Source organism: Rhodopseudomonas rhenobacensis (assembly GCF_014203125.1).
In the GTDB taxonomy this organism is placed as follows: Bacteria; Pseudomonadota; Alphaproteobacteria; order Rhizobiales; family Xanthobacteraceae; genus Rhodopseudomonas_A; species Rhodopseudomonas_A rhenobacensis.
On sequence record NZ_JACHIH010000005.1, the window covers coordinates 45,979 to 65,052 of the forward strand.

Consider the following 19,074-nt stretch of genomic DNA (forward strand, 5'->3'; position numbering starts at 1 on the left):
ACGCAGCACCTCTGCATGAGGGCTCGTCATTCCGGGGCGCGAGCACTTGCGAGCGAACCCGGAATCTTGCTGCAAGGTCCGGCGCGAGATTCTGGGTTCGTTCGCAGCTGTCGCTGCTCATGCCCCGGAATGACGGCCGAGAACGCCTAATACAGCCCCGCCACCTTGGCGCGCTGGATCACCAGGCCGAGCACGGCGTCGATCGCCGGGGTCGGGAGCTGCGTCAGCCGCCCCATCTCCTGCACCACGGTGACCAACGGGTCGATCTCCATCGGCCGGCCGCGCTCCAGATCCTGCAGCATCGAAGTCTTGTGGGCGCCGACCTTGCGGGCGCCTTCGATGCGGCGTTCGACGTCGACGCGGAACTTGACGCCGAAGGTCTCGGCGATCGTCTGGGTCTCCAGCATCATCGCTTTTGCCAAAGCCCGCGTCGCGGGATCGGTGCAGATCACGTCGAGCGTGGCGTGGGTGAGCGCGCTGATCGGATTGAAGCAGACATTGCCCCACAGCTTCAGCCAGATCTCGTCGCGGATGCGGTCGAGTACAGGGGCCTTCAGCCCGGCGGCTTCGAACAGCTTGGACAGCCGCTCGCAATCCGCGGAGATTTCGCCGCTCGGCTCGCCGATCGGAAACTTGTCGCCATAGACGTGCTTGATCACGCCCGGCGCCTCGATCTCGGTCGCCGGATAGACGATGCAGCCGATCGCGCGCTCAGGCCCGAGCTCGCGCCACTGCCGGCCGCCGGGATCGATGCTCTCCAGCGTTGAGCCCTCGAGCTTGTCGCCGTGCTTGTAGAAGTACCAATACGGCACGCCGTTCACCGCGGTGACGATCCGGGTGCTGGGCCCGAGCAGCGGCTTCATCTGCTCGAGCACCCCGGTGATCGAATGCGCCTTCAGACAAATGATGACGAAATCCTGCACACCCAACTCGGCGGGATTGTCGGTGCAGCGCGGATGCGCGACGCGCTCCTCGCCGCCGATCAAGAGCTTGAGGCCGTTGGCCTTCATCGCCGCCAGATGGGCGCCGCGCGCCACCAGGCTGACGTCGGCGCCGGACAGCGCCAGTTGCACGCCGAGATAGCCGCCGATCGCGCCAGCGCCGTAGATGCAGACTTTCATGGAAATTCCTCGAGCGAAACGCCGCGGCACCGCGGCGGCGTCCGGAATGGATCTTCGACAAAGCGACTGTGGTATACAGTATGCCAATTGTCAACGCGGCGGCCGGGCCGCCCCGGGCCTGGAGCGCGTCGACCATCCCTGATCGGATTACCTCACGGCTGCGATGCCGCGATCACCGCGCGGCGCCATGGCTTCAGCACCAACAGAGCCAAGAGCGACGCCAGGATGTTGGCGCCGGCGGCGATCAGGAACACCCGGTCCCAGCTGCCTGAAGTTTGCTGCATGATATTGGCGAAGGGAACCAGCAGCGCCGCGGTGCCCTTGGCGGTGTAGAGCAGGCCGGCATTGGTGGTGGCGAACTTGCTGCCGAAGGTGTCGGTGCAGGTCGAGGGAAACAGCGAATAGATTTCGCCCCAGGCGAAGAACACCAGGCCGGACAAGAGCACGAACCAGACCGGGTCCTGTCCATACATGTACAGCGCGTAGATGCCGAGCCCCTCGATGCCGAAGGCGATGAACATGGTGTTCTCGCGGCCGATCTTGTCGGAGATGAAGCCGAAGAACGGCCGGGTCAGGCCGTTGAGGATGCGGTCGATGGTGGCGGCGAAGGTCACCGCGGTCATCGTCATCGCCATCAAGGTCACCGGCACGTTGTCGATCTTCCAGTCCGCGGCGATCGGTTTCAGATTGGCGGTGATCATCAAGCCGCCGGCGCCGACGATGACGAACATGAAGTACATCAGCCAGAAGATCGGATTGCGCATAACCTCGGAGGGCTTGTAGTCGCGCCGGGTCTGGATCACTTGCGCATTGCGCACCACTGCCGGCACCTGGCCGGGCTTCGGGGAAAACAGGAAGAACGCCAGGATCACGATGATCACGCCCTGGCCGAGTCCGAAATACAGGAACGTGGTTTGGAAACCGGAGTCCCGGATCATCGCCTGGATCGGCGCCACGGTGAGCGCCGAGCCTGCTCCGAAGCCCGCAGCGGTGATGCCGGCGGCGAGCCCGCGTTTGTCGGGAAACCATTTCAGCGCGTTGCCGACGCAGGTGCCGTAGACGCCGCCGGCGCCGATCCCGGCGACGATCATGCCGAGATAGTAACCGTTCAGCGTGGTGGCCTCGGCGTTGATCGCCCAGCCGACCGCGCACAACACGCCGCCGATCAGCACCACCAGGCGGGGGCCGTATTTGTCGACGAACCAGCCTTCGATCGGCACCAGCCAGGTTTCGAACAGCACGAACAGCGTGAAGGCCCACTGGATCGAGGCGCGATCCCAGCCGAATTTTTTCTGGATGTCGGGGACGAAGAAGGTCCAGCCGTACTGATAATTGGCGATCATCACCATGGCGCCGACGCCGATGGCAAGCTGCGTCCAACGATAGGCGTCGCTGACGCGCCCCACAGCCGGCCCGGCTGCTCGAACCGTGTCCGTCATCGTTTCTCCCCTGGCCGCCTCCATCTGTCGGGAGGTCGTGCCTGCGGCATTCTGGAATGCGTTATGCCAGAGCGCAAGCTCTTTGAGAGATCGATGCTGCGTTAGCTGATAGGGACATTGGATTCGGTTGGGATCGAAGCATCCAACCAAAAAGCCGTCGTCATTCCGGATTGCGAGTTCGTTAGAACGAGCAAGTCCGGAATCCATAACCCCTGCAGCGGTTATGGATTCCGGGCTCACTCGCAGCTGTCGCTGCTCGCGCCCCGGAATGACGGTCTCGGACTCTTGAAGCGCGTCGACCCAACTCCAAAAATCTGTAGCTGCGCGGCGCGGAACGCTGCGCACCGTAGTGAGAGCATTCCGCCGTACGAACTTTGACTATTCGGCGGCGGCTTTGCGCGGCGGTTCCAGCGCGCCGGACTCGTGGATCTCGGCGACCTGCTGATCGCTGAAGCCGAGGACCTGACGCAGGATTTCGTCGGTGTGTTCGCCGAGCAGCGGCGAGCGCGTCACCTCGGTCGGACTATCCGACATCTTGATTGGGTTGCCGACCGACAGATACTTGCCGCGGGTCGGATGATCGACTTCGACCACCGTGCCGGTAGCGCGCAGCGAGGGATCTTCGGCGAGTTCCTTCATCGACAGGATCGGCCCGCAGGGAATGTCATCCTTGTTGAGGATTTCCATGGCCTCGAACTTGGTCTTGGTCATGGTCCATTCTTCGATCCGCGCGAAGATCGAGTTGAGATGCTTCAGCCGCGCCGCCGGCTTGGCGTAGTCGGCGTTTGTCTTCCAATCCGGCTCGTTGATGACGTCGCAGATCTTCTCCCACACCGGGGCCTGGGCGATGAAATAGATGTAGGCGTTGGGGTCGGTCTGCCAGCCTTTGCACTTCAGGATGCGGCCCGGCTGGCCGCCGCCGGAATCATTGCCGGCGCGGGGAACGGCATCGCCGAACGGAATGCCTTCGCCGAACTGGCTGTATTCCTTCAGCGGACCGTGCGCGAGCCGCTGCTGATCGCGCAGCTTGACCCGCGACAGGTTGAGTACGCCGTCCTGCATCGCCGCGGTGACCTTCTGGCCGCGGCCGGTGACCGTGCGCTGATACAGAGCGGTGACGATGCCGAGCGCGAGATGCAGGCCGGTGCCGCTATCGCCGATCTGCGCGCCGGTGACCAGCGGCAGGCCATCGCGGAAGCCGGTGGTGGACGCCGCGCCGCCGGTGCATTGCGCGACGTTCTCGTAGACCTTGCAATCTTCGTACGGCCCGGGGCCAAAGCCCTTGATCGAGGCGACGATCATCTTCGGGTTGAGGCTCTGGATCTTCTCCCAGGAAAATCCCATGCGGTCGAGCACGCCGGGGCCGAAATTCTCCACCAGCACGTCGCAGCTCTTGATCAGCGCGGTCAGCACCTCCTTGCCCTTGGGGTTCTTGGTGTCGAGCGTGATCGAGCGCTTGTTGTGGTTCAGCATGGTGAAGTACAGGCTGTCGACGTTCGGCACGTCCTGCAATTGCCCCCGCGTGATGTCGCCGACGCCGGGGCGCTCGACCTTGATCACGTCGGCGCCGAACCAGGCCAGCAATTGCGTGCAGGTCGGGCCGGACTGCACGTGGGTGAAGTCCAGAATGCGAACGCCGTTCAGCGCCTTGGTCATCGTCGTGCTCCGTGGTCGGTCGAGCCCAGCGGGTGGGCGGAAGCGGGGCGGCGCAGCGGCCCCATCAGCGAAACAGCTCCTGCCCCTGTGTCTCGACATAGGTGGCCAGTCGCAGCGTATGATCGCGCGAGAGGTTCTCGGCGCGTTCGGTGTCGCGCTCCTCGAGCGCCTCGATAATGCCGAGATGCTCGGGCAATGAGGCGGCGATGCGATCGGCGCGGCCGATCGTGAGTTGCCGATAGCCGCGGACGTGCAGCAGGATGTCGGTGGTCATGTCGACCAGCGTAGGCGACTCGCTGAGCGAGATCAGCGCCTGGTGAAAGGCGATATTGGCGCGGGAATACTCCTCGATGTGATCCTGCGGAAGCCGGTCGGCGTCGAAATCCTTGAAGTAATCGCGCAGCGCCGAGATGTCCTTCTTGCGCGCCATGCTGGTGATCAGCCGCGCCGCCATGCTCTCCAGCGCCGCCCAGGCGCGGATCATGTCGACGATCTCGCTCTTGGTCCGGCGCACCACGACGATGCCGCGGCGCGGCACGATCTTGACGAAGCCATCCTGCTCCAGCATCGCGATGGCTTCGCGGATCGGCGTGCGGCTGACGCCGAGCCGTTCCGATAGCGCCCGCTCGTCGAGCATGATCGGCTCCGGCGTCGCGTAGATATCCATCTTGAGGATGGCTTCTTTCAAGGCGTCATAGGCCTTGGCCTTGAAGCTGGTCTCCGGCGCGATCCGCACGATCGCAAGCTCTGCCTCCGCCATTTCGTCCCCTCGCGTGCTCGCTTCATTCTGTGGCATACCAGATGCCACGGCGTCAAGGCGGCCGGGCGGGGTGTGGGCGAAGGTCGCGTTGGCAGTCGCGCGGCCGTGATCTAAATCAGGCGCGCTACGGAATGGCCGTGGCAACTCTGCGGGACCTATTGCCGAGATATGAGAATGGCGCCTCAGCGAAACCAAGGCTTCGACTTTCCGATGTAGAGCGTGTCGGCACATTGGATTTTCAGAACCGACCGATTTCAGAATCAGCCCTCCACGCCACGAAGATTTCAGCCGGGGACACGCGATGAGCCAGAACACCAAGGGCGCCGGACTGCTGATCAGCGCGATCGGCGTCGTCTATGGCGACATCGGCACCAGTCCGCTTTACGCGTTGAAGGAAACCTTCGCCGGCCACCATCCGATCCCGGTGACGCCGGACAATGTGTTCGGCGTGCTGTCGCTGGTGTTCTGGACGGTGATGCTGCTGGTCACGGTGAAATACGTCATCGTCATCATGCGCGCCGACAACCACGGCGAGGGCGGCAGCCTGGCGTTGTTGGCGCTGGTCACCGAACTGACGCGGGGCTATCGCGTCTACTATCCGTTGATGCTGCTCGGCGTGATCGCGGCGGCGCTGTTCTACGGCGACAGCATGATCACGCCGGCGATCTCGGTGCTCAGCGCGGTCGAGGGCCTCGAAGTGGTGACGCCGAGGCTGACGCCCTATGTGGTGCCGATCACCGCGGTGGTGCTCACCGGCCTGTTCATGATCCAGAAGCGCGGCACTGGCCTCGTGGGCAAGCTGTTCGGCCCGGTGATGTGCCTGTGGTTCTTGGTGCTCGCGGTGCTCGGCATCGTCAATATCGTCGCTGCGCCGCACGTGCTGGGCGCGATCAATCCGATTTACGCGGCAGACTTCATCGTCAAGCATCCGCTGATGAGCTTTTTTGCGCTGGGCTCGATCGTGCTGGCGGTCACCGGTGGCGAAGCGCTGTACACCGACATGGGGCATTTCGGCCGCTTCCCGATCCGGGTGGCGTGGTTCGTGTTGGTGCTGCCGGCGTTGCTGTTGAACTATTTCGGCCAGGGCGCGCTGTTGCTCAGCGATCCCGGCGCGATCCAGAATCCGTTCTTCCGGCAGGTTCCGGAATGGATGGTGATGCCGATGGTCGGGCTGGCCACTTGCGCCACGGTGATCGCCTCGCAGGCGGTGATCTCCGGGGCCTATTCGGTGGCGCGCCAGGCGATCCAACTCGGGCTGCTGCCGCGGATGACCATCGTCCATACCTCCGGCGAGGAGGAGGGTCAGATCTACATCCCCTTCACCAACTGGACGCTGTACATCGCGGTGATGGCGCTGGTGATCGGCTTTCAGTCGTCGAGCAATCTCGCCGCCGCCTACGGCATCGCCGTCACCGGCACGATGATGATCGATACCATCCTGGTCGCCTTCGTGATGGCGTTGATGTGGCGCTGGCATTGGATCGCCGTGGCGGCGGTGGTGGGCACGCTGCTGCTGGTCGATCTCGCGTTTTTCACCGCCAACATCATCAAGGTGGCGCAGGGCGGCTGGTTTCCGCTGTTCATCGGCGTGCTGTCGTTCACGGTGTTGACCACCTGGCGGCGCGGCCGCGAACTGGTGCGCGAGCAGGTCAAGAAATTGGCGGTGCCGCTCGACGTGGTGATGCGCGCGCTCGGCCCCGGGGTGTCGCGGGCGCGCGGCACCGCGGTGTTTCTCACCGCCGCCACCGACGGCGTGCCGCCGGCGCTGTTGCACAATCTGAAGCACAACCAGACCGTTCACCAGCGCGTCGTGCTGGCGACGGTGATGACCGCGGACACGCCTTACGTGCCCGACAGCGAGCGCGTCACCATGACCGATCTCGGCGACGGCTTCCATCGGCTGATCATCCGCTACGGCTTCATGCAGACCCCCGACGTGCCGGCGGCGCTGGAATTGTGCAAGGCGTTCGGTCAGGAGTTCAACATGATGGCGACGTCGTTCTTCCTCAGCCGGGAGACCTACGTGCCGAGCCTGAAGCCCGGCATGGCGCAGTGGCGGGAACGGCTGTTCACCTTCATGACGCTGAACGCCACGCGGGCCACCATCTTCTTCAAGATCCCGACCGACCGGGTGGTCGAACTCGGCACCCAGCTGGAAATCTGACGCGGCACACGAAACGACCGGCGCTGGCGCGCCGCTTGACTAAGCCGACTGCAGCGCCATCACCGGCACAACGTTGTCCGGCGCCGGCTTGATCAGCGACGCTTCTGCGATGCAGATCGCGGTGGCGTCGTGCAACGTCGCCGCGGCGAAATCCGCGTCCGCGGCGTCGCGCAGCGCTTCGAGCTGGCCGGCGTCGCCGTCGATGTTCCAGCACCCCAGCATGATCTTCACTCCGGGCATCTTGCGCCGCAGCCGTCGCACCGCGTAGCGCAGATGCGCGGAGCTGCTGCTGTCCAGATAGGACAGGCAGACCAGCGCGACCCCGGCCGGATCGAGCCGGAAGATGTTCTTGGTCGACAGCGCATCGGCGCTTTCCACCCGCGCGCCGAGCCCATGCGCGCTACACAGCTGCGCCAGCAGCGTTGCGGCCGATTCATCCAGCGCGGTGCGGCCGGCGATGCATAAGAGCGGTTGTTCGCCGCGCCAAGCCGGCGCGCGATCGGCTTCGCCCAACACCGGCAGATCCTCGTCGCGCGTCCCTTTCGCCTCCTCGACGGCGGCGATGGCTTCGGCGTCCTCGGTGGCGCCGGCGGTCGGTTCGCGGTCTTTTTGATCCGACAGATCGTTGGCCAGCTCGATGACGGCATCGCGGATCTTCAGCATCCGGGTCTGATCCAGGGCTTCGCGGTCCAGATCGATCTGCGCGAGCTTCAGGCCCTTGATGGCCACCTCGTCGAAATACGACGCCAGCGATCGCTCCTTGAGAAACTCTTCCGCCTTCTCGGTGGCCTCGGTCGGGTCGCCCGCCAGCATCCGCTGGTAGAAGATTTCCGGTGGGGACAGCGCCGGCCGGTCACCGAACATGATGTCGAGGAAGGCCAGGCTCTCGACGTGGCGGCCGAGCACGACCAGGCACACGGTGAGCGGCGTCGCCAGCACCAAGCCGATCGGCCCCCACAGCGCGGTCCAGAACGTCGCCGCGACCACCACGGCGACCGCGGACAATCCGGTGCTGCGTCCATACAACAACGGCTCGATGACCTGGGCGATCACCGGCTCGATCACGAAGAACAGTGCGGCGGTCCACGCCAACATGCTCCAGCCCGGATCGACCGCGGCGGCGAGCGCCAGCGGAAACGCCGCGGCGATCACCGAGCCGATATACGGCACGAAGCGCAGCACCGCCGCGAGTATGCCCCATAGGATCGCTGAGGGGATTCCGATCAGCCACAGCCCGCAGCCGATCAGCACGCCGAAGCCGGCGTTGACCAAGAGCTGATTGAGAAACAGCCGGCTGAGCCGCCCGGCGGCGTCGTCCAGCGCCGCCGTGGTGCGCTGTAGATCGTGCGAGCCCGCGAGACGGATCAGCCGGTTTCGCAGATCCTCGCGCTGGATCAAAATGAAGATCACGAAAATCACGATGATGCCGGTGGTCGCCAGCGGCGACACCAGCGGCGCAATCAAGGAGCGGATGCTCTCCAGCGCGCCGGGATCGGGCTGCCGCACTTCGACCGGCACCGGCGCCACCGCGGGCCGCGACGGCGAAGCACCGAGTTTCGTCGCCGGGGCGGAGCGCGCGCCGTTCGGCTTGTCGAGCTCCTTGCTGAGATCCTGCAGCATGTCGGCGGCGCGCTCCAGCGTGCCGCCGCCCACGGTCGCGCCGCGCAGCGACTGGATCTTGGACTGAATGGTGGTTTCGTAACGCGGCAATTCGTCGGCGAGGTGCGTGAGCTGGCTGGCGACCAGGCTGCCGATGCCGAAAATGATCGCGAACGCCAACAGCACCACGCCGACCACCGCGCCGCCGCGCGGCACATGCGCTCGCTGCAGCATCGCGACCGGGGGCGCCAGCACGAAGCTCAACAGGATCGCCAGCGCGACGGGTACGAAGATTTCGCGCCCCAGATACAGCGCCATGACGATGATCACCGCCAGAATCGCCAGCGCCACCGCGCCGACCAACGGCACCACGTCTTCCAGCGTCTTCGCCGTCGGCAATTTTGCGACCATTTTTTAGACTCGTCTCGCGTGGCCGCTCGGATCGACGGACGCCGGGCCACAGCGCGTCGGGAGCGTCGCCGGGGATCTCCCGCAGCGTCTCCTTACGTGGCTGCTGCCGCGGATCAAACGTCTCATGCAAAGCGCTCAGATGGGCTACGGCAGACAATCGAAGCTGCGGCTGATTGTTCCCCGCGGTTGCGAAATTGCGCTGCCACAGGCGACGGGCCTCCGGGACCGCCCTAGCCTTGTGACGAACGCCGCGTCGCTGCTAAACTTGCCGAAGGCAGCCGACAAGGCCGCGGACCGACGCAAGGCGATCTTTGCGGTTGCGTCGCCGCGGGCCGACTCAATCGCCGCGCTCGTGATCGTGGCGCGAAACCTCATCCCAGACGATCGCGCCACTGTTGCCGGCGCGCCTGGCGCGCGGGCGGAAGGGATCTGCGTGTTCAAGCACTCGCTGGCGAAACTGGTTCTGGTGCTGCACTGGACGTCGATCCTCGCCTTGGTCACCATCACCTCGCTGCTGGCCGCGCAGGAATGGTTCGCCTTCGTCGACGCCGACCGCATCGTGGTCTTGACCCGGGCCGACCGCGTGCTGTTCACATCGATGACCGGGATTCGTTTCGAAGTCGGCGTCGCCGGCGTCGCGGTGCTGTCGCAGGATCAGCCCGATGCGATGGTGGAGGCCTCGAACCGCAAGGTCGACGGGCTCTTCACATCGGCGATCGCCGCGATCGAAGCGAGCCAGCTCGAAAGCCGCGGCCAGTTGCTGGCGGCGGCGCGGGACGCCTATGCCGACCTCGAGCGCAGCCGGCCGTTGTTGTCGGCGATGACGGCGCAGCCGGTGGCCGCGCGTGACATGGCGACCGCCGATCCTTGGCTGATGGCGATGTACGACGTCGCCGAGCGGCTGCAGCAGGCGTCGATCGCAGTCGGCAACAGCGCCCGCATGCTCGATCCCGAGATCGCCGAGCTGGTGCAGCTGCGGCAAGCCTCCTACGTGATCCGCGAGCGCTATGGGCGGCCGTGTTCGGCGTTGCGCGCCAACGTCCAGCGCAGCCTGCCGCTCGACCGCGAGAAGCTCGCCAGCTGGCGCGAAGGCGTCGGGGAATACACCGCGCGCTGGCGCTATCTGGAATCCTATCTCAACCGGCCCGGCGCCTCGCCGCAATTGGTCGCCGACGTCACCAACGGCCGCATCGCCACCGAGACCGTGCAGAAGCAGATGGATGACGTGCTGTATGGCCTCGACGGCTCCGGCGAGCCGGCGATGCCCGCCGCCGAATGGTCGCAGCTGTGCATCTCCGCCTATGGACCGATCCTGAAGCTCGGCAACGACGCGCTCGATCAGGCGATCGCCCACGCCGAACAGCGCAAGACCCAAGCCTCGCTGATGCTGGCGGCGATGGCGGTGGTCGTGACGGCGGGCATCCTGCTGGTCGGCTTCTGGATTCTGACGGTGCGGCGCCGGCTCTCGGCGCCGATGAAGATGCTGGTCGACACCATCGGCCGGCTGTCGCGTCGTGAATTCGCCGTGCCGGTGCCCGCCACCGGCTATCCGGACGAGATGGGGGCGATGGCCGGCGCCCTGGAAGACCTCCGCGTCGGCGCGTTGAAGGCGCAGCACCTGCAGCGGCTGTTGGAAAAAGCCCAGGAGGTCGAAATCGAGCGCGCCAACGAGGTGAGCCGCGCCAAGACCGACTTCCTCGCCACCATGAGCCACGAGATCCGCACCCCGTTGAACGGCATTCTCGGCATGGCGCAGCTGCTCGACGACAGCCCGCTGTCGGCGCAGCAGCGGCAATGGCTCGACGCGGTGGCGCAATCCGGTTCGTTGCTGCTGTCGATTCTCAACGACATTCTCGACCTCTCCAAGATCGAAGCCGGCCGCATGGAGCTGGAGTCGATCGCGTTCAGCCCCGACGAGCTGCTACACACCATCGCCGCGGCGATGACGCCGCAGGCCGCCGGAAAGGGGCTGGCGTTCCTCACCGACTATCCGGCGTTGCCGGCGCGGCTGATCGGCGATCCGGCGAAGATCAGCCAGGTGCTGCTCAACCTGGTCGGCAACGCGGTGAAGTTCACCCATTCCGGAGAGGTGGTGCTGAGCGTCAACTGGCAGCCGGACGTCGAGCATCCGGATCGCGGGCGGATGGAATTCAAGGTCACCGACACCGGCATCGGCATTTCCAGGCAGGCGGTTCGCCACGTGTTCGACCCGTTCTCGCAAAGCGATTCCTCGATCACGCGCCGGTTCGGCGGCAGTGGTCTGGGGCTCGCGATCTGCAAGCGCATCATCGACGCGATGGGCGGCAGGATTTCGGTGGAGAGCACGCTCGGTTGCGGCAGCGTGTTCACCGTGGCGCTGGATTTCGTGGTGGCGCCGCCTGTGCTGCAAGGCGCCGAAGCGACCGCGTTCGAGGCGATGCCGCAATTGTCGATCCTGCTCGCGGAAGACAACGAGGTGAACGCCGCGGTGGCGCGCGCGATGCTGCAGAAGATGGGCCACACCGTCGATCACGCGGCGCACGGCTTGACCGCGGCGGCGCTCGCCGGCGAGCACGACTACGACGTGGTGCTGACCGATCTGGCGATGCCCGGGCTCGACGGCATCGGCTTGGCGAAGGTGATCCGCGCGCTGCCCCACGCCACCCGCCGCGAGGTGCCGATCATCGCGCTGACCGCCAACGTCGCCGCCGGCCGTATCGAGCAGTGCTTCGCCGCCGGCATGACCGGCTACATCGAGAAGCCGTTCCGCCAGGAAACCTTGCGTCATGCGCTGGCCGACGCCGTCGGGGCGCTGGAGGACGAGGGGCTGCCGCACGCCACCCGCACCGGATCGCTGCTGGAGCAGCGCTGCGACGATCTCGGCGAGGAGAAGACCAACTACATCATCGACCTGTTCGTCTCCACCGCGCCGTCGCTGATCGCCGAAGCCAACCACGCGCTGCAGTCGGGCGATGCCAAGGCATTCGGCGACGCCGCGCACCGGCTGAAAAGCGCGGCGGGCAATGTCGGGCTCAACCATCTGGCGCGACTTGCGCAACTCGCCGAGCGCGCCGCCGCGGCGAACGATCACGGCGCGATGCGGCGCTGCGCGCAGGCGATGACCGCAAAGGCGCCGGGCAAGATCGAAGCGCTGCAGCGCTCTTGGGCCAGCGTGCTCAGTGCACGGGGCCTACGAAGCGATAGCCAAAGCCGTGCTCGGTGATAATCAGCCGCGGGTCGGCCGGGTCGGCCTCGATCTTCCGGCGCAACCGCGCGATCAGCACGTCGACGGTGCGATCGTTCGGCGCGCCGTCGCGATGGCTGCTTTCGTCCAGCAGCGCGTCGCGTGACAACACCTGGCCGGGCCGCCGCACCAGCGCCGAGAGAATCTCGAATTCGCCGCGGGTGAGCCGCACTTCCTCGCCTTGCGCGTCGGTCAGGCAGCGCCGCGACAGATCCAGCGTCCAGCCGGCGAAGTGCCGCGCCAGGTTGTTGTATTCCAGTCGATAGCTGTCCGAGGTGCGGCGGAGCAGGGTGCGCACCCGCGCCAGCAATTCGCGATGCGCGAACGGCTTGGTGACGTAATCGTCGGCGCCTAGTTCTAACCCGAGGACGCGATCGATTTCGTCGACCCGCCCGGTGACGAAGATCACCGGCAGATTGGAGCGCGACCGCAATTCGCGCAGAAAGCTCAAGCCGTCCTGGCCGGGCAGCCGGATGTCGAGCAGCAACAGGTCGACTTTCTCGTGCTCGAGCACCGCGCGCAAGCCGCGGATATCTTCCGCCATGGTGACGCGAAAGCCCTCGCGCTCCAGATAGGCGGCGAGCGATTCACGAGCGACCGGCTCATCATCGACGACGACGAGATGTGTTTGACTGACCATACGTAACTTTACTTAGGGGACCGAGCGGAGGCCCTGTTAATATCTCATTCGCAAGTTAACGAAAGCGCATTTACATCGCCGCCGTATCCCCTGCGCAGCCTTCCTCCTCGTGAGGGCGGCGCAGGAGAATGACAATGGGTTTACGTTTTACGCGGCTAAAAAACTGGCTGAAGCGGCCGGTTGGAATGGGCACCGTGGCTCTGGTAGCCGTGATCGCCGCCGGCGGCTCGCTGGCGGGCTGGGGCGCTTTTTCGGTTCTGCTCGACAAGACCAATTCACTCGAGTTCTGCGTCTCCTGCCATTCGATGAAAGGCAATTACGAAGAATATCAGAAGTCGCCGCATTTTAAAAATGCCTCCGGCGTCCGCGCGGTGTGTTCCGACTGCCACGTGCCAAAGGCGCTCGGCCACAAGCTGATGGCCAAGGTGATGGCGGCGAAGGATGTCTGGCACACCGTGCTCGGCACCATCGACACCCCGGAAAAATTCGAGGCCCATCGCTTGGATATGGCCAAGCGGGTGTGGGCCAAGATGGAAGCCACCGACTCGCGCGAATGTCGCAGCTGCCACTCGCAGGACGCGATGGACATCCACAAGCAGCGTCCGAAAGCGCAGACCCTGATGCAGAAGGGCCTCCAGAAGGGTGAAACCTGCATCGGCTGCCACAAGGGCATCGCCCACAAGATGCCCGACATGTCGAGCGGCTACAAATCGCTGTTCGAAGACCTGAAATCCCAGGCGGCCGCCAAGAGCGGCAGCGCCGACACGCTGTACTCGCTGGAATCGACGCCGTTCTACGCCGAACGCCCCGACGGCGACGCCGGCAAGGGTGACGGCAACGTCTATCCGATGACCAAGGTCAAGGTGCTGGAGCGCAAGGGCGACTTCGTCAAGGTCGAGATCAGCGGCTGGGTGCAGGAAGGCGTCAAGCGCCTGATGGTGGCCGCCAAGGCGCGGCGCATCTTCGAACTCAGCATGACCGACGCGGTGGCCAACACCATGACGCTCGGCGAGGCCGAGGTCGATCCCGACACCACGCTGTCGTGGCAGACCGCCAGCATCACCGGCTGGGCGAAGACCGCGGCGTTCACCGCCGACCAGGCCGGCCTCGGTCACTACGGCGCCGAGATGGCCAGCGCCGCCTGCGGCGCCTGCCACAGCCAGCCGCAGCCCGGTCATCTGCCGGCCAATCAGTGGATCGGCGTGATCAAGGAAATGAAGGACGGCACCGCGCTCGGCACCGAAGACGTCCGCCTGCTGCAGTCCTACTTCCAGCTCCACGCCAAGGACATGCCGAACGCCGGACACTGATCCCCAGTCGTCTGGACCCAATGAGGCTCGATCATCATGACTGTACTCACCACTGAATCGTTGCCCGTCACGGCTTTCGCCGAAGCGATCAACACCGTCGCCGCGCTGTTCGGCGCGCCGCTGGAGCAACCGGTCCTCGCCGAGATCCGGCTGCCGGTTGCACTCGGCCCGCTCGCACCGTTGGCGCAGATCGCGGGGTTGCGGCCAGGGATCGAGACCGCCGTCGCGGTCGCCAGCGAACGCGATGCGGCGCACACCGAAACGCTGTTCAACGTCGCGTTCTGCCGGCTGTTCATGGGCGCCGGCGGGCCGATGTCGGCGCCGCCTTATGAATCCGCCTATCAGGGCAGCGGCCGGCTCTATCAGGAGCCCGCCGGCGAAATGGCGTTGCTGCTGCGCCGGCGCGGACGAACTGCGGCCGACGACTTTCCCGAAGCCCCCGATCATCTGGTGATCGAGCTCGCTTTGCTGTCCGAGGCGCTGGAATTCGCCGCAGCCTCCGGCAACGCCGACGACATCGAGACGGTCGACGTGTTGCTGGCGCGGCTGCGCGGCTGGGTGCCGGAATTCGTCGCCGCCTGCCAGACCCACGACACCAGCGGCTTCTACGCGGCGATCGCCGGCGTGCTCGAGCTGCTGCTGAAGCTGCCGATCCCCGCAATGGCGCGCGCGGCCTGACCGCGCGGCTCAACGCATTCGAACGATGTGGAGATGGACGCTCGCTTGAGCCCGCCATGCTCCAGAACCTGAAGGAGAAGAAGATGTCGGAAACCCATTCGTTGTCGAGGCGGCGCTTTCTCAGCGCGACGTCGTCGCTCACCGCGCTCGCCGCGGCGGACATGATGTTGCCGGGCGTGGTCGGGCGTGCGTTCGCGGCGGAGGCTCCGAAGGAGATTCTCACCGGTTCGCACTGGGGCGCGTTCTACGCCAAGGTCGACAACGGCCGCTTCACCAGCCTGCGTCCCTGGGAGAAGGACTTCCATCCGAACGCAGCGCTCGATGGCGTGCAGGACGTCGTCTATTCGTCGAGCCGGATCCGCTATCCGATGGTGCGGCGCGCCTATCTCGAGAAGGGCATCAAGGCCGACCGCGACAGCCGCGGCGATGGCGACTTCGTTCGCGTCAGCTGGGACAAGGCGCTCGACCTGGTCGCCGGCGAATTGAAGCGGCTGGAGGAGCAGGAGGGGCCGTGGGCGGTGTATGCCGGCAGCTACGGCTGGCGCAGCTCGGGTGAAATCGGCAACCCGCAGATCATGCTGACCCGGCTGATGAACCTCAACGGCGGCGCGGTCTACTCGTCGAGCAACTATTCGAAGGCGGCGCTCGAAGGCATCATGCCCTACGTCGTCGGTTCGATTGACGCGGCTGGCCCGCAGACCACCTATCAATCGGTGATCGAGAATACCAAGACCATCGTGTTCTGGGGCGCCGACCCGTTCAAGACCAATCAGATCGCCTTCGCGCTGCCCGACCACGAGGAGTACAAGTGGTTCGAGGACATGAAGAAGGCCGGCATCAAGGCGATCTTCATCAACCCGATCAATGTCGAGGCGAGCAAATACCTCAACGCCGAATGGCTGGCGATCCGCCCGCATTCCGACGTCGCGCTGGCGATCGCGATCTGCCACGTGCTGTTGACCGAGAAGCTTTACGACAAGGAGTTCATCGCCAACTGCACCTTCGGCTTCGACAAGTTCTCCGATTACTTGCTCGGCAAGGGTTGGGACAAGGTCGAGAAGACCCCGGAATGGGCCGCGGCGCTCACCGAGATCCCGGCCGACGTGATCCGCCGGCTGGCGCATCAGTTCGTCGAAAACCGCACCATGCTGGTCAGCGGCTGGAGCTGCCAGCGGCAGCATCACGGCGAGCAGTGGCCGTGGGCGTTCGTCACCTTGGCCTCGATGATCGGTCAGGTCGGGCTTCCCGGCGGTGGCTTCTGCCAGAACTATCATCTCTACAGCCTGGGATCGCCGGCGACGATGGCGCCAGCGCTGGCGCCCGGCATGTCGGGCGGCACCCGCAAGGCGAACAAGCCCTGGCCGAAGGAGAAGGGCGCGCAGTCGATCCCGGTCGCCCGCGTCGTCGATATGCTGGAGAAGCCCGGCCAGACCTATGAGCACAACGGCGAGAAGAAGATCTATCCCGACGTCAAGCTGACGTACTGGGTCGGCGGCAATCCGTTCCACCACCACCAGGACCGCAACCGGATGCGCAAGGCCTGGCGGAAGTTCGAAACGGTGATCGTGCAGGACTTCCAGTGGACCGCATCGGCCCGCTTCGCCGACATCGTGCTGCCCGCCACCACGACGACGGAGCGCGACGACATCGAGATGGTCGGCGCCAATTCCAAGCGCGCCTACATCGCGATGAAGAAGGTGGTCGAACCGCTGTTCGAATCCAAGTCCGACTACGCGATCTTCACCGCGCTCGCGGAGCGGCTCGGCCTCGGCCAGGAGTTCACCGAGGGCAAGAGCGAACTCGACATGGTTCGTGACGTCTATGCGGCGGCGAAGAAGACCGCCGACGCCAAGAAGACGGTGACGCTGCCCGCCTTCGAGGAGTTCTGGGAAAAGGGCATCATCGAGTTCGAGACGCCTGCCAAGAACCAGCGCTGGGTGAAGTACGCGGATTTCCGCGAGGATCCGATCGAGAACATGCTGCCGACCGGCACCGGCAAGATCGAACTGTATTCGAAACCGATCGAGAAGATGGGTTACGACGACTGCCCGCCGCATGCCTCGTGGCTGGAACCGTTGGAGTGGCTGGGTCAGAAGGACAAGGCCTATCCGCTGCACATGAACTCCAACCATCCGCTGCACCGCATGCATTCGCAGCTCAACGGCACCCGCGTCCGCAAGATCTACGAGGTCGCCGATCGCGAACCTTGCATGATCAACACCAAGGACGCCGCAGCCCGCGGCATCAAGAATGGTGACGTGGTGCGGGTGTTCAACGGCCGCGGCCAATGTCTGGCCGGCGCGGTGGTCTCCGACGACATCCGCCCGAGCGTGGTGCAGCTGCAGGAAGGCGCCTGGTACGATCCGGTCGACATCAAAGATGCCAACACGCTCTGCAAGCATGGCGACGTCAACGTGCTGACGCCGGACATCGGCAGCTCGCGGCTGGCGCAGGCGACCTCGGCGCACACCTGTCTGGTCGACGTCGAGAAGTACACCGGCCCGCTGCCGAAGGTGACGGTGTTCGACGCCCCGGCCAACGCCTGATCGCGGTGACCACATGACGACCGCCGCCGGGAGCAAACTCCCGGCGGCGCCCCTTCCTGATGTGACGCAATCTTAAGGAGCCGAACCATGCTTCGTATTGCCATCACGGCCGTGCTGCTCAGCTTCGCGCTGGCCGGCCCGACCTCCGCTCAGACCGTGGACCCCGCTGCCGCCACGGTAGATCTCAGCGGTCCCCCGAAAATCAACGGCGGTCCGTTGGTCACCGGAACCAATACTCTCACCGAAAAACAGGTACTACGGCGGCTGATGCGCGCCGGCCTCTCCAATGCCAGCGATCTCGTGCTGGACGACAGCGGCATCTGGCGCGGCAAGGCCGAGCGCTCCGGGATCAACCTGCGGGTCGGCGTTGATCGGCTCGGCGACATTTCGACCCAATGACCTGCTCATCACCCTTCCTGGACCAGATCGGCCAGGCGCCGCGGCCGCTGTTGCTTGAGCGGGCCGCGGCGCGGGTGGTCGAACCGCTGGTCGATCCGTTCGGCCGCGCGGTGTCCTATCTGCGCGTGTCGCTGACCGACCGCTGCAATCTGCGCTGCCATTACTGCATGGCGGAGGACATGACCTTCCTGCCGAAGGCGGAAGTGTTGACGCTGGAAGAGATCGACCGGCTGTGCGCGAGCTTCGTCGCGCTCGGCACCCGCAAGCTGCGGCTCACCGGCGGCGAGCCGTTGGTGCGCTCCGGCGTGATGGATCTGGTCCGCGCGCTCGGCCGGCACCTGAAGAGCGGCGCGCTCGATGAACTGACGCTGACCACCAACGGCACGCTGCTGGTGCGATACGCCAAGGAGCTGGTCGCCGCCGGTGTGCGCCGCGTCAACGTCTCGCTCGACACGCTCGACCCGGACAAATTCCGTGCGGTGACGCGGTTCGGCCAACTGGGGAAGGTGCTTGACGGCATTCAGGCCGCCGCCGACGCTGGGCTTGAGATCAAGATCAACGCCGTGGCGATGAAGGGCATCAATGACGGTGAGTTTCACCGCCTGGTGAGCTGGTGCGGCGAGCGCGGCTATGATCTCACCTTCATCGAGATCATGCCGCTCGGCGGCATCGAGCGCAGCGACCAATACATCCCGATGAGCGAGGTGCGCGCCGCACTGGAAGCACGCTGGACGCTGCAGCCCAGCTCGCATCGTTCCGGAGGACCGGCGCGTTACATGACCGTGAAGGAAACTGGGCAGCGCCTCGGCTTCATCACGCCGCTGACCCACAGCTTCTGCGAAAGCTGCAACCGGGTTCGGCTCACTTGCACCGGCCAACTCTGTATGTGTCTCGGCCAGGACGACGCCGTCGACCTGCGCGCGCCGTTGCGCCGCAGCAGCGACGACGGGCAACTGATCGACGTGATCCGCGAAGCGATCCGCCACAAACCGAAGGGCCACGATTTCTCGATCGCGCGTCCCGGCGCGGTCAGCCGTTTCATCAATGTGACCGGCGGCTGAAGGCCGGCTGTCTTCGCAATGACGGGTTGAACGCCCGATTTCAGTAGTTGTTTTTGGAGTCAGCCTC

General features: G+C 65.2%; 13 protein-coding genes. 7 read left to right on the top strand and 6 right to left on the bottom strand.

What is annotated here, in order from left to right; genetic code table 11:
• Window positions 1–146: 146 nt before the first annotated feature.
• The 4 genes from HNR60_RS06550 to HNR60_RS06565 all read right to left on the bottom strand — a co-directional run bounded on the left by HNR60_RS06550 (window position 147) and on the right by HNR60_RS06565 (window position 4,976).
• Complete coding sequence (locus HNR60_RS06550; protein ID WP_184255612.1) at window positions 147–1,121, bottom strand: 2-dehydropantoate 2-reductase; 975 nt, start codon at window positions 1,119–1,121, stop codon at window positions 147–149.
• Window positions 1,122–1,273: 152 nt separating this feature from the next.
• On the bottom strand, window positions 1,274–2,560 hold the full coding sequence (oxlT, locus tag HNR60_RS06555) for an oxalate/formate MFS antiporter (protein WP_184255614.1): 1,287 nt from the start codon (window positions 2,558–2,560) through the stop codon (window positions 1,274–1,276).
• 378 nt (window positions 2,561–2,938) lie between these two features.
• Window positions 2,939–4,216, bottom strand: a complete 1,278-nt coding sequence (gene frc, locus HNR60_RS06560) for a formyl-CoA transferase (protein ID WP_184255616.1) — start codon at window positions 4,214–4,216, stop codon at window positions 2,939–2,941.
• A gap of 64 nt (window positions 4,217–4,280) precedes the next feature.
• Window positions 4,281–4,976 carry a GntR family transcriptional regulator gene (locus tag HNR60_RS06565; protein ID WP_184255618.1) on the bottom strand — a complete coding sequence of 232 codons (696 nt, stop codon included), beginning with the start codon at window positions 4,974–4,976 and terminating at the stop codon, window positions 4,281–4,283.
• 301 nt (window positions 4,977–5,277) lie between these two features.
• On the opposite strand from HNR60_RS06565, the gene HNR60_RS06570 reads away from it, so the two are divergent.
• Window positions 5,278–7,140 carry a potassium transporter Kup gene (locus HNR60_RS06570; RefSeq protein ID WP_184255628.1) on the top strand — a complete coding sequence of 621 codons (1,863 nt, stop codon included), beginning with the start codon at window positions 5,278–5,280 and terminating at the stop codon, window positions 7,138–7,140.
• A gap of 39 nt (window positions 7,141–7,179) precedes the next feature.
• Here HNR60_RS06570 and HNR60_RS06575 read toward each other — a convergent pair whose 3' ends face one another.
• Window positions 7,180–9,150: an AI-2E family transporter gene (locus HNR60_RS06575; protein WP_184255630.1), complete on the bottom strand. Its 1,971-nt coding sequence runs from the start codon at window positions 9,148–9,150 to the stop codon at window positions 7,180–7,182.
• Between the two features lie 433 nt (window positions 9,151–9,583).
• Here HNR60_RS06575 and HNR60_RS24380 point away from each other — a divergent pair, with 433 nt between their 5' ends.
• The gene (locus tag HNR60_RS24380) at window positions 9,584–12,352 is read left to right on the top strand and encodes an ATP-binding protein (protein WP_184255632.1); all 2,769 of its coding nucleotides are present in this window, start codon (window positions 9,584–9,586) and stop codon (window positions 12,350–12,352) included.
• Here HNR60_RS24380 and HNR60_RS06585 read toward each other — a convergent pair.
• Window positions 12,306–13,013 (bottom strand): response regulator, encoded by a 708-nt coding sequence (locus HNR60_RS06585; RefSeq protein ID WP_184255633.1) that lies wholly within the window; start codon window positions 13,011–13,013, stop codon window positions 12,306–12,308. The two genes, HNR60_RS24380 and HNR60_RS06585, sit on opposite strands and share 47 nt — an antisense overlap.
• A 185-nt stretch (window positions 13,014–13,198) precedes the next feature.
• Between HNR60_RS06585 and HNR60_RS06590 the strand changes: the two genes are divergently transcribed.
• The 5 genes from HNR60_RS06590 to moaA all read left to right on the top strand — a co-directional run bounded on the left by HNR60_RS06590 (window position 13,199) and on the right by moaA (window position 19,007).
• Window positions 13,199–14,323, top strand: a complete 1,125-nt coding sequence (locus tag HNR60_RS06590; protein ID WP_246432846.1) for a NapC/NirT family cytochrome c — start codon at window positions 13,199–13,201, stop codon at window positions 14,321–14,323.
• A 36-nt stretch (window positions 14,324–14,359) separates the two neighbouring features.
• On the top strand, window positions 14,360–15,001 hold the full coding sequence (locus tag HNR60_RS06595; RefSeq protein WP_184255637.1) for a molecular chaperone TorD family protein: 642 nt from the start codon (window positions 14,360–14,362) through the stop codon (window positions 14,999–15,001).
• Window positions 15,002–15,057: 56 nt separating this feature from the next.
• Window positions 15,058–17,547 (top strand): trimethylamine-N-oxide reductase TorA, encoded by a 2,490-nt coding sequence (torA, locus tag HNR60_RS06600; RefSeq protein ID WP_246432838.1) that lies wholly within the window; start codon window positions 15,058–15,060, stop codon window positions 17,545–17,547.
• 87 nt (window positions 17,548–17,634) lie between these two features.
• Window positions 17,635–17,946, top strand: a complete 312-nt coding sequence (locus HNR60_RS06605) for a hypothetical protein (RefSeq protein ID WP_184255639.1) — start codon at window positions 17,635–17,637, stop codon at window positions 17,944–17,946.
• A complete protein-coding gene (gene moaA / locus HNR60_RS06610; protein ID WP_246432839.1) occupies window positions 17,943–19,007 on the top strand; it encodes a GTP 3',8-cyclase MoaA in 1,065 nt (354 codons plus the stop codon). The genes HNR60_RS06605 and moaA overlap by 4 nt, the downstream gene beginning before the upstream one ends.
• The last annotated feature ends 67 nt before the right edge of the window (window positions 19,008–19,074 follow it).

What these genes read in the sequence shown, in the direction of transcription:
- HNR60_RS06550 (WP_184255612.1), bottom strand. Translation starts at nt 1,121, where the DNA reads ATGAAAGTCTGCATCTACGGCGCTGGCGCGATCGGCGGCTATCTCGGC.
- oxlT (WP_184255614.1), bottom strand. Translation starts at nt 2,560, where the DNA reads ATGACGGACACGGTTCGAGCAGCCGGGCCGGCTGTGGGGCGCGTCAGC.
- frc (WP_184255616.1), bottom strand. Translation starts at nt 4,216, where the DNA reads ATGACCAAGGCGCTGAACGGCGTTCGCATTCTGGACTTCACCCACGTG.
- HNR60_RS06565 (WP_184255618.1), bottom strand. Translation starts at nt 4,976, where the DNA reads ATGGCGGAGGCAGAGCTTGCGATCGTGCGGATCGCGCCGGAGACCAGC.
- HNR60_RS06570 (WP_184255628.1), top strand. Translation starts at nt 5,278, where the DNA reads ATGAGCCAGAACACCAAGGGCGCCGGACTGCTGATCAGCGCGATCGGC.
- HNR60_RS06575 (WP_184255630.1), bottom strand. Translation starts at nt 9,150, where the DNA reads ATGGTCGCAAAATTGCCGACGGCGAAGACGCTGGAAGACGTGGTGCCG.
- HNR60_RS06585 (WP_184255633.1), bottom strand. Translation starts at nt 13,013, where the DNA reads ATGGTCAGTCAAACACATCTCGTCGTCGTCGATGATGAGCCGGTCGCT.
- HNR60_RS06590 (WP_246432846.1), top strand. Translation starts at nt 13,199, where the DNA reads ATGGGCACCGTGGCTCTGGTAGCCGTGATCGCCGCCGGCGGCTCGCTG.
- HNR60_RS06595 (WP_184255637.1), top strand. Translation starts at nt 14,360, where the DNA reads ATGACTGTACTCACCACTGAATCGTTGCCCGTCACGGCTTTCGCCGAA.
- torA (WP_246432838.1), top strand. Translation starts at nt 15,058, where the DNA reads ATGCTCCAGAACCTGAAGGAGAAGAAGATGTCGGAAACCCATTCGTTG.
- HNR60_RS06605 (WP_184255639.1), top strand. Translation starts at nt 17,635, where the DNA reads ATGCTTCGTATTGCCATCACGGCCGTGCTGCTCAGCTTCGCGCTGGCC.
- moaA (WP_246432839.1), top strand. Translation starts at nt 17,943, where the DNA reads ATGACCTGCTCATCACCCTTCCTGGACCAGATCGGCCAGGCGCCGCGG.